Source organism: Mesorhizobium sp. M0518 (assembly GCF_040321125.1).
In the GTDB taxonomy this organism is placed as follows: domain Bacteria; phylum Pseudomonadota; class Alphaproteobacteria; order Rhizobiales; family Rhizobiaceae; genus Mesorhizobium.
Genome location: NZ_JAMYQY010000046.1, coordinates 1 through 10,416 on the forward strand (window position 1 = coordinate 1; position 10,416 = coordinate 10,416).

A 10,416-nucleotide genomic window follows, 5' to 3' on the forward strand; every position below is an offset into this window, starting at 1 on the left:
GTGAGCTATGCTGGAGATTGGGGTGACGAGGCTGATCAAGCCTTCCAACAGTACCAGCCTGATCAATTACGGCGAGAGCTACCGGTCCGGAGATCGCATCAGCCCCTCTCTGCATATGCACGCGGCCGCCTGAATTGCCGATTTCGCTCAGCTGCTGCTGAATGGCGACGGCTTGCGGCGTATTCAGGGCCCTCTGCGTCTGCGCTGGCCACAACAGCGCTGGTGAATGTTCATTGTTGGGACGACTCACTCGGGTGGCAGGTGGTTGCCCTGGTCAAGCGCATCCGGCGAGGGCGGATCTGCTGTTCGCTGGCAGCCAAGACTGGGGGCGGCGGCCCGAACTCCGGCGTCCCAGAGCTTGCGAAAGCCTCCGACACGCTTCTGTTGAGGTCATCCCGTCCAGCGGGCATCCCTGGGTTGCTGAAAAAAGACGAGGCGGCTTGATGATCCTGCCCACGCTGAAGCACCTCGCGAAACCCCCTGTTCCAGTCGCAGAAGCTCCTCTGGATTGGTTGGCGGCTCGTCAGCTCGACCATCGAACAGCGGCCGGAGCGCCTCGGACACGTGCTGCTCAAAGCCCACTTGCCGGGCTTGGCCCTTCCAAGCCGGCGTCCTGCACCTGCGACAAAGCTGTTACACGGGATGGATTTTTTCGCGGGGTCCACACCAGCCTCACATCAAACTGTATCGTCAAAGTCCTGCGCCAATTCACACAGCGGGTCATCGAGTTGAGATTCGGCGGAGAGCGCCTCCTCTGCTCCCGTCAAGGGCGCCGGCTCCGGGAGGGCGCCTGTCTGGCGTTCAAAGATGCGTTTCAGAATGCGATCCGAAAAATAACGCACCTTCCTCAATTTTAATGGTGGCAGACCTTTGATGAGAACAATCTCGTAGTCGTCATCGAGCAGCCGAACCTGTTCGGGACGCAATAGCGGTGCACCTTGATGTGAATTCTGAATGGTCCAGTCGAACGTTCGCGCCTGGCTGTGGGAAATCGATTTGGCTTCAAACGTGTATTCACCGATGGCCTTGGAAATGTAGTTCGGAGTCTCGTCATCAGCCGTGGCCATGAACACTTGCAGTCCGGTATTGCTGAGAAAATTCTGCTTGCCAGCCTCTCCATAAGCCCCCGTCAGTGCCGAAAGGCTTTGGATGATGAGCATGAAACGCCCCTTGTAGCCCGCGATAGTCGTGATTGCGGTCTCGATCGCCTCCAGCTTACCCAAGTGCTTGAACTCGTCGAGCAGGAAGAGAACCTCGTGCTTTTCATCCCGGCGGGCCAGCGACCGCTGCAGAATTGAAACGATTTGCTGAAAAAACAAGCGTATCAGAGGCGCGATCACCTCAAGATCGTTCGGACCAACGCAAAGATAGATGCACGTTCTGCGACGGCGAAGATCATAGACCGAAAAGTCCGAGCGACTTGTGGCCGCCTTTACAGCGGGATCCGCCCACAGGTTGAGCCCGCCATCGCCGAGCACGGAAGTGTAGGAGGTTAGGATTTTCGTATCGTTCCCCGCCATGTCGTCGAAGATGCGTTGTGCCTCTTTGTTCTGGGTCTCCATGGCGAGTCGCGCGAAGAGCTTAAACTTCTCCCCCGGCTGGGCGAAGAGGTCATAGACGGCGCCGATTGTTGGCGTGCCCCGCTCGATGCAGGCAAGGATTCCCGCGACAAAGATATCTCGCGCGCCGCTGACGAAACCTTCCGCGCCCTCCCCCTTGGCCGTAATCAGGTTTGCGGCCAAGCGGCGGGCTTCGGTGAATTGCTGCTGTGGAGGCAACGCTATAAGATCCAACAGCGGATTGTAGCAGTTTGTGCGCCGCTCCGAATCCAGCGGCGCGAATTTAAACACGTCGTCACCTGCGGCTTTGCGCGCCCTCGAGGTGAGCTCAAAGAGCTCCCCCTTGACGTCCAGAGCTATCACCGAGCCTTTGAATGTAAGTAGCGTTGGAATGACTATGCCGACGCCCTTGCCAGCGCGGGTCGGTGCAACGATGAGGCTGTGAGGCTGCTCGCCATTGGTCAGGTAGTAGCCAGGCCAGAAAGGGCCACTTGTCTTCCCAAACACCGGCCCTGTCACGCCACGGTATCGTCGCAGATATCCCGCGCGTCGCATTTCATCCACTCGAGCCCAACGAGCCGTCCCGTGGTGTTCGAGCTTGCGGCGCAATACGATCTGCTGAATCAGCAAGACGACCGCGGACGTCGAGAGCACGATAGCCGCGCCCCGATAGAAAACGGGGGTTGCGAAACCCAAATAGAAGGGCGTCTCAAACCAAAAGGCACGGACATCAAACGCCATCAGAGCCTCGCCGCTGCCGCCGTGGCGGAAGGTTGCGTAAAGACTTGCCGCACAGAAGCCCACGGCGAGTGAGCACGCGATGCTAATGGCTATGTTGGGGGGCGTCGTTTTTGTTGAAAGCATTGTTCCATTGCCGGATTAGCCGTAGCTAATGCTGCGCGTGCTTCAGAGACCGAACCGGCGTCGCGCGATGTCGCCGCTCGACAGATCGATGCCGCAGCGGGTGGTGCGATGCTTGCAGCGCATCACCCGGCAGACGTGGTTTTTGAAAGTTACACTAAGCAGGTACGTCAACGGCCAGCGAATTGGAAACGGCAAGGCCGTAAACGGAATTCGGGAGGGAAAGCGTCACTGTACCATGGCCGAGACCTCAACGGCCGGAGCGATCTCTGCTTCTGGTGGCCTCCATTAGGTCCTCTCGGGCGTGATTGAAGGCGTGGTTTATGGACCGCCCGATTTGAGCACCCCGCTGCAGCTGTTCATAGGAGGTTTGCGGGCCTACTGTATCACGGACTGCAGCCTCAATACCTGCTATGTGGCCGTCCAGATTCGCACTCCGTTCCTCTGCTGCATGCTGCGGCGGCGGCATGTGCGGCAAGATGTCTTGCATGCCGGGAAAAACTGAGTGAGCTTGGGCCTGTTGATTTGCGTCTAACTGTTGATACATGTTGAGAATAGCATTGGATGCCATCATCCTGACATTGCCATCCGGATCAGAAGAAGCCAATCCAATGGCCTGATCAAGAATGCGAGATTTGTTTTCGTCAGTAAACTTACTGAAGTGTGGCGCAACGTAATAAGCTCCGAGAGCTTGCGACGGCGGATCCATGTTGCCAATGCGATTAACAATAGCATCTTGCAGCCCTGGCGTTAGGTAATCGCCTAGATTACTGGCCGCTCCGACTTTCTGCAATGCTATGTCATCCGTGCTGTACCCCAATTCGGCTGTTAATGTCGCGGCCAGATCGATGGCTGATCGTCCAAGACGATTGGTCCGCCTTTCAAATCTCGCGAGGTCAGTTTCTGGCCCGGGTTGAGTGCCCCGAACGGCTGTTCGCTCGTGCGTCCCGAGGCCTTTGAAGCCCCCAAGATTTCGCGCTGTATCGCGCGGGTTAGCGGTTACCAGCCGTTCTGCAACATCGCTCAATGGCCCCTCTGGAACGTCACGGAGGCTACTGCTCCCCACGCCTTGAGATGATCTTGCAGCTGCACGTGCCCGTTTGTTATCGCGATCCATTGCTCGCCTCCAAAGTAGTTATTCTACCCAATGAGGTTACCACCAAAGCTTGACCTGCTAAACCGATATGATGTTACAGTTGTAGTATGGCAAAGGGTTCCCAGCTCTGTGGGTCTGCCAAGTGCCCGTCCAAGCCGAAGAAAATACGATGAAGCTGGCATCAAATGCGATGTGAACTGCCCCGGGCATTCCGGTGGCCGTTTCGTTTGAGTCACGCGGCTATGGCTGGTTCATCCAACATGCCGTAGTAGCGTTCCTCGGCTTCGGCCGGCGGGATGTTGCCGATGGGCTCCAGCAGCCAGCGATTGTTGAAGCAGTCGACCCATTCGAGCGTGGCGAACTCGACGGCCTCGAATGAGCGCCAGGGTCCGCGTCGATGGATCACCTCGGCCTTGTAAAGACCGTTGATCGTTTCCGCGAGAGCATTATCGAAAGAGTCGCCGACACTGCCCACTGCGGGTTCGACGCCGGCCTCCGCAAGCGCTCGGTGTATTGAATGCCGAACCCTAGAGAATCAGCCCTCAGAGCCTTTGGTAATAGACCGACCCCTCGCACCTGTTTGGGCTGGGTGTACAAGTCAGGTTTTCATCAGGTTGGACGAGTATGTCTGGCAGCCAGAGCGCGACCACTTCCGTGCCCGCCCGCTCGTCTGGCAGACACACAAAGGAGAAAGACATGCCGTCAGCTACAAGCAGCGCCATCGTTTCCTGCCGCAGATCATCGCCCATCCGGTCTGGCCCTCCTTCAGGTCCCCTTGGCCTGTGTCTCGTCGAGGAAATGGCCCGGGAGCGGGATCGTGGTTTCGTATGAGACAATCCGCCGGTGCGGCAACAAATGCGGTCCGCATACGGAGCCATTACGTCGCGGCACTTGATATTGCAGTGCAGCAAAGGTAGAGGGCCGCCCCTTATCGGAGTGTCGTCCATGGTCCTTACCAATACTGGTAGCGAGGCAGAACCCGTCGAACAGTCGAGCCATCCGGCAATCGAACAGCAAAGCCCCGAGGTGCTGATGCTAGGCGCGCTCGGCGTTGTCTATGGCGATATTGGCACCAGCCCGATCTACGCGTTCCGTGAGGCGCTGGTGGCGTCGTCGGGCGGCAATGTCGCCGAGCGCGGCGATATCCTCGGCGTTTTGTCATTGATCATCTGGTCGCTGACGATCATCGTCACCATCAAGTACATCATGTTCGTGCTGCGCGCCGATAACGGCGGCGAGGGCGGCGTGCTGTCGCTGATGGCGCTGGCGCGCGGCAGTTTCCCCAAGCGCTCGGCGCTGATGCTCGGCATCGGCATCGTCGGGGCATCGCTTTTCTTCGGTGATGCCGTCATCACACCGGCGATATCGGTGCTGTCGGCGGTTGAGGGCATGAATGTCGTCACGCCGACCTTCCAGCCCTATGTCGTGCCGCTGACACTGGTCATTCTTACCATGGTGTTTGCGGTGCAGCGCTTCGGCACGGGCGGGGTAGGATTGGTGTTCGGCCCGGTGACGGCGGTGTGGTTCCTGGCAATTGGCCTTTCCGGGCTCAACCACATCATCGCCGATCCGGAAATCCTGTGGGCGGTGAGCCCGCACTACATCGTCGCGTTTCTGATCAATTCGCCCGACGTCGCTTTCGTGACCATCGGCGCCATCTTCCTCGCCGTCACCGGCGCCGAAGCACTCTATGCCGATCTCGGCCATTTCGGCCGCAAGCCGATCGTGCTGGCCTGGCTGGCGATCGTGTTTCCCTGCCTGCTGCTCAATTATGCCGGGCAAGGCGCCTTCGTGCTGGCCAAGAATGGCGTCGTCGGCCATCCATTCTTCGAGATGAACGAAGGCTGGACGCTGATCCCGATGGTCGTGCTGGCGACGGCCGCGACTGTCATCGCCAGCCAGGCGGTCATCTCCGGCGCCTTCTCGCTAACCCGGCAGGCGGTGCAGCTCAATATGCTGCCGCGCCTGGAAATCCTGCACACCTCGGAGAAGCAGTCGGGCCAGATCTACATGCCGCGCGTCAATCTGTTGCTGGCGCTGGCGGTGATGCTGCTGGTCGTCGGTTTCGGCGAATCGAGCAAGCTCGCCTCCGCCTATGGCATCTCGGTGACCGGCAACATGCTGGTGACGACGGTGCTGCTGTTCGTCGTCATGACCCGGATCTGGAAATGGCGGCTGTGGGTGGCGGTCGCCATGACGGCGCTGTTCGGCTTCATCGATGTCGGCTTTTTTGCCTCCAACATCGTCAAAGTGTTCGAGGGTGGCTGGGCTTCGCTGGCGGTGGCCTTCACCATTGTGCTGGCTATGTGGACCTGGGTGCGCGGCAGCCGCTATCTGTTCGACAAGACCCGCCGCAACGAAATCCCGCTCGATTTCCTCGCCGGCAATCTCCTGAAGAAAAAGCCGCAGCTGGTGTCCGGCACCGCGGTGTTCCTGACGAGCGATCCACTCAGCGCGCCAACCGCGCTGATGCACAGCCTGAAGCACTACAAGGTGCTGCACGAGCAGAACGTCATCCTTTCGGTGGTGACCGCGCCGCAACCGGTGGTGCCCGACAGCGACCGGGTCAAGATGGAGACGGTCAACGAGCTGTTCATGCGGGTGACGCTGACCTTCGGCTACATGGAGCAGCCGAACATCCCGCGCGCGCTGGCGATCTGCCGCAAGCAAGGCTGGAAGTTCGACATCATGACGACCTCGTTCTTCCTGTCACGGCGTTCGCTCAAGGCCTCGCCCAATTCCGGCATGCCGGTGTGGCAGGACCGGTTGTTCATCGGCCTGGCGCGTACGGCGGCCGACGCGACGGAGTACTTCCAGATCCCGACCGGACGCGTCGTCGAGATCGGAACGCAAGTGACGATTTAGGGCATGCCGCGGTTGAGAAGAATCGGTGCTGTCACATTGATTGAGCGGTAAGGAAATTCAGGTAGCAGCGCGCCCGGCACTGTAAGTTTCAGCGGCTTGATGCAGCGATAGCTGGCCGGGACGGCTGTCACGCTGTGGCGACACACGCGATTTTGTTCCAGATTTGCATGGGGCGTTACGCAGGTCTCGATGTTGAGCCGATGACAGCGCATTGCAGGGAAAGTGAGCAGGTCGGCAATCGGATCATGGATGGAAACGAACCGCTGAAGCTGGCGTGCCGACTTGAAGCGTTTCATGATCCTTTCGCGTCGTCGGGTCGGCTGGTGCGAATTTTCCGCTCGATTATTCAGGCCTGTGTGCGACCGGTGTTCGACGCCGGGCATGAGGTCGCGCATGGCGGCATCATAGGATCGGAGCTTGTCGGTGATCATGATCCGTGGTGTCCGCCCTTGAGCTTTCAGCAACTTGCGCATCAGACGCTTTGCCGCCTTGGCATTTCGGCGGCTTTGTACCAGCACTTCGAGGACGAAGCCGTCCTGATCGACGGCACGCCGGAGCCACTGCTTCTTGCCACTGATAGCCACGACACATTCGTCGAGATGCCATTTATCGCCCAGACAGCCGGCTGATATTGATCTCCTGGGCGGAATGCCGTCCGAATTTCTCCGCGCAGCTTCGAACGGTCTGATGCGTGACGATGATGCCGCGGGCCGCCAGCATGTCCTCAACCATGCGCAGGCTGAGCGGAAAGCGAAAGTAGAGCCATACCGCGTGCGCAATGATCTCGGCGGGAAAGCGGTGGCGACCATAGAGCGGATCACGAGCAACTTCTGACATGGCCCAATGTACGCACATCTTCATAAGCTGTCGGTTGACTTTACGATGCCGCGCCAAGCGAGCAGCATCCGGCCGGCGGGGCCGACCCCGTCTCCCGGCCGTGAGCAGAACGGCATCGCGCAGGTGCCGCTTCATCCTCGACCGGCCAGCCTGCTTTGCCGTTACCGCCGCCGCCGAAAGCGCCAGGCGTTGCCGCCAGGCGCCGATCCGCCGGCAGCGGTTCGTTTCCACCGATGATCCGAGTGCCAACCAGTTCCACTTTCCCCCAATACCTGCGTAACGCCGCCATGCAAATCTGGAACAAAATCGCGTATGTCGCCGCAGCATGACAGCCGTCCCGACCAGCTATCGCTGCATCAATACGCTGATATCTTTACAGTGCCCGCACGCCTCTCGCGCGCCAACGGCCAGTCGGGTGTCGCGAATGAGGCGCGCTGAAGCCATCCGGCTCAGCCGATCATGGCGCTTCGGTTGCCGGGTTCGAGGTCGTGGCCTCTGCCGCTGCGCGATTCTAGCATTTGCGCCTTGGAGAGCTCTGCTTCAGCCTCGGCGAGGCATGGCTCGGCTGCGGTTCTCTGCCGCAGAAGGTCCGATTGCGAATTCTTGACGTTGTCACGACGTAGGCGAGCGGCCTTGGCGAACGTCGGATAAGCGAAATGATTGACATCGGAGATGCCGGCCTTCGTTTCCTCGGCGTTTAACTGGAAGTCCAGTTCTCGCGCCATGCGTTCGAAATCGGCAATCATGATGTCTAGCTGGTGCAACTGTCGCCGCTTCTCATTCACCTGAAATTGCTTCAGTCGGACCAGATTACCTCGTGGCTTCATGACTCGGTACTCCGGTACCCATTTCGTCCAATCAAACCGCTCTCTCCCCTTAACGTTAGGCCTACAGCGACTCTCACGTTTTCTGCTGCGAGCGGAAACATATTTTCCAAAATCCTTGGCCGATGGCTATGAGTTCAATGGCATCGACAAGCATGCGAGCGGGGGACTTAAGGGGCGGTAAAAAAAGGCGGAATAGGGCGATTTTCACAATGTCTGCATTGAACGCGTTGAGACCTGCGGCGGGCTTGACACACAAAGCAATCGTCAAGATTTGCGACATGGACGCCGGGGGGCATGAATACGCCCGCCGTCAGCTACACGCCCCCCGATTTCCGCCGCCTATTATCGCCCACGCGGTCTGGCTTTATTTCCGGTTTCCGCTGAGCCTGCGCCTGGTTGAGGAAATGCTGCTGGAACGCGGCATCGTGGTTTCGTATGAGACAAGTCGCCGGTGGGGCATCAAGTTCGGGCTGGACTGCGCTCGCTGCTTGCGCCGCAAGCCGCCGTGCCGGAATGACGTCTGGTACCTGAACGAAGTGGTCGTCACCATCGCCCGGCAAAAAGCTTTGGTTGTGGCGCACCGTCGACCAGGATGGATATGTGCTGGACGAAATCGTGCAAAACCGCCGCAACACCAAGGCCGCCAAGCGCTTGCTGACGCGGCTGTTGAAGAAGCAGGGGCTCGCGCCGAAGCGCATGATCACCGACTAGCTGCGCTCGTATGGAGCGGCAAAGCGACAGGTGATGCCGGACGTCAAGCACCGGTCGCACAAGGGGTTGAACAACGGAGCGGAGAATTCCCATGTGCCGCCGCGAAAACGGGAGCGGATGATGCAGGGGTCCGATCGCCGAGAGGCCTGCAACGCTTCGTCTCGACCTTGTCAGCCCTCCGCAACCTCTTCGTCCCGCCCCGCCCCAAACGTTCTGCTCTCGCCATACATGTTCATCGCCTCAGCGCGATGGCGCTGGTGATATCACGACGCGTTTGTACCGCTCGACCTACGCCACAGGTGCCGACGCTGTGACGAGCTTCGTCGGTCGCGTGTCGAGTGACGGCACCGGGGACAATTATCGTCGACCGCAGTCCATTGCCCAGACCAAGGCGCTTCTCGGCGTCGGCACGATGGCAAATCGCAGCGTCACGATCTCGGCCGCTGCCCCTTCTGGCGGCGTGGACGGTGATTTCTGGGTGCAGCCGTAATGGCCCTTTACGTCAAAGCCTCCGGGGTCTGGGGGGCGGCCAGCGCCGTCTGGGTGAAAATCTCAAGCCTCTGGACCAAGGCTCGACAGGTCTATGTGCGCAGCTCGGGCGTCTGGGAGAAAATGTTCCCGATAGATCTGGTCTTCAATGGCACTCACGAAGACTCGACTGCCACGACCGTTTACACCCACACCAGCATTCCGCTTCTTGTCGCGCCACACGCTAATCGTCGTGTCATCGTGACAACTGAGACCACTGACACCGAAAGTGCAGTGACCGTCAACAGTATGACGATTGGGGGTGTGGCTGCCACCCTTCTCGCTCAGGTGGAAAGCATCTTCAATTCTGGTGTGGTCTATCTGTCAGTGTGGTCAGCCCTCGTGCCAACCGGTACGACGGCAACGATCGTGACCACGTATAGTGAGAGCGTGTTCCGTGACTACATGTCGGTCTATACGACCACCGATTGGGATGGTGTGGTGGGCACTGTTGCCTCTGACAACAATTCAACGGGTGGCCTGACAACGACCGTCAGCATTGGTGCCCTGGGCGCAGCGATCGCAATTGCGGGCAACGCCACCAAGGGGGCATCGGCACTGCGACATGGACCGGGCTGACCCAACAGTTCTCAAACACACCAGTCACGGATACAAACCACAGCGGAGCAATGGCCATAGCTACCGCCGCCCAAGCTGCCCTCACCGTAACCTGTGCCTACAGCACTACTCCAGCACTTGCCGCACTGCTGGTGGTTCCGCGGTGCGCAACTCCTGACTGGCGACGGCGTCGGCGACATGCCTTACGGACTCGTATTGCCAGAGCTTGTAATCGTCGACAAACCAGCCAAGTCGGCTCTCGATCGCCGTAGCAAGCTCGTTATAGTCGAGGCTGTCGAGGCCGAGATCCCGCATTCTGGTTGTCATCGAGACCTCTACTTTTTCGGCAACTAGAGCGTTGAGGGTTTTGAGAACCAGTTGTTCAATTTCAAGTAATGTCATCACTAATACATGCCTTTTGATTGCAGATTCAGGTAATGCAACCCTGATCGGGGCCCAACCCCCAAAACGAGGTGTGCCGTTGAAACATGTTCTTGTCATTGACGATGATGCCGCAATGCGGCGCCTCATCGCCGAGTATCTCACGATGCATGCCCTGAAGGTAACCGCAGTC

General features: G+C 59.0%; 7 protein-coding genes and 5 pseudogenes. 5 read left to right on the top strand and 7 right to left on the bottom strand.

Annotated elements, in window-relative coordinates:
- Positions 1 to 677 precede the first annotated feature (677 nt).
- The 3 genes and pseudogenes from virD4 to NKI66_RS32190 all read right to left on the bottom strand — a co-directional run.
- Entirely contained in the window at positions 678 to 2,423 is a 1,746-nt protein-coding gene (gene virD4, locus NKI66_RS32180) for a type IV secretion system ATPase VirD4 (protein ID WP_352487763.1), read from the bottom strand.
- 247 nt (positions 2,424 to 2,670) lie between these two features.
- Positions 2,671 to 3,447 (bottom strand): hypothetical protein, encoded by a 777-nt coding sequence (locus tag NKI66_RS32185; RefSeq protein ID WP_245260339.1) that lies wholly within the window; start codon positions 3,445 to 3,447, stop codon positions 2,671 to 2,673.
- A 301-nt stretch (positions 3,448 to 3,748) separates the two neighbouring features.
- A pseudogene (locus NKI66_RS32190) lies at positions 3,749 to 4,018 on the bottom strand (integrase core domain-containing protein); the annotation flags it as partial.
- A 443-nt stretch (positions 4,019 to 4,461) separates the two neighbouring features.
- Between NKI66_RS32190 and NKI66_RS32195 the strand changes: the two are divergent.
- On the top strand, positions 4,462 to 6,381 hold the full coding sequence (locus tag NKI66_RS32195) for a potassium transporter Kup (protein ID WP_023766567.1): 1,920 nt from the start codon (positions 4,462 to 4,464) through the stop codon (positions 6,379 to 6,381).
- Positions 6,382 to 6,508: 127 nt separating this feature from the next.
- Here NKI66_RS32195 and NKI66_RS32200 read toward each other — a convergent pair.
- From NKI66_RS32200 to NKI66_RS32210, 3 genes and pseudogenes are all read right to left on the bottom strand, one after another.
- Positions 6,509 to 7,218: pseudogene (locus NKI66_RS32200) on the bottom strand (IS6 family transposase).
- Positions 7,219 to 7,293: 75 nt separating this feature from the next.
- Positions 7,294 to 7,545: pseudogene (locus NKI66_RS32205) on the bottom strand (DUF1403 family protein); the annotation flags it as partial.
- Positions 7,546 to 7,667: 122 nt separating this feature from the next.
- On the bottom strand, positions 7,668 to 8,045 hold the full coding sequence (locus NKI66_RS32210) for a hypothetical protein (RefSeq protein ID WP_023679574.1): 378 nt from the start codon (positions 8,043 to 8,045) through the stop codon (positions 7,668 to 7,670).
- A gap of 294 nt (positions 8,046 to 8,339) precedes the next feature.
- On the opposite strand from NKI66_RS32210, the pseudogene NKI66_RS32215 reads away from it, so the two are divergent.
- The 3 genes and pseudogenes from NKI66_RS32215 (at position 8,340) to NKI66_RS32225 (ending at position 9,863) form a co-directional block, all read left to right on the top strand.
- A pseudogene (locus tag NKI66_RS32215) lies at positions 8,340 to 9,070 on the top strand (IS6 family transposase).
- A complete protein-coding gene (locus NKI66_RS32220; RefSeq protein ID WP_031194388.1) occupies positions 9,067 to 9,246 on the top strand; it encodes a hypothetical protein in 180 nt (59 codons plus the stop codon). Before NKI66_RS32215 ends, NKI66_RS32220 begins: the two are co-directional and overlap by 4 nt.
- Positions 9,246 to 9,863: a hypothetical protein gene (locus tag NKI66_RS32225; protein WP_023737119.1), complete on the top strand. Its 618-nt coding sequence runs from the start codon at positions 9,246 to 9,248 to the stop codon at positions 9,861 to 9,863. The genes NKI66_RS32220 and NKI66_RS32225 overlap by 1 nt, the downstream gene beginning before the upstream one ends.
- Before the next feature lie 105 nt (positions 9,864 to 9,968).
- On the opposite strand, the gene NKI66_RS32230 is transcribed toward NKI66_RS32225, so the two are convergent.
- Positions 9,969 to 10,343, bottom strand: a complete 375-nt coding sequence (locus tag NKI66_RS32230) for an acyl carrier protein (protein ID WP_352593620.1) — start codon at positions 10,341 to 10,343, stop codon at positions 9,969 to 9,971.
- Here NKI66_RS32230 and NKI66_RS32235 point away from each other — a divergent pair.
- Positions 10,324 to 10,416: pseudogene (locus NKI66_RS32235) on the top strand (DNA-binding response regulator); the annotation flags it as partial. The gene NKI66_RS32230 and the pseudogene NKI66_RS32235 overlap by 20 nt on opposite strands.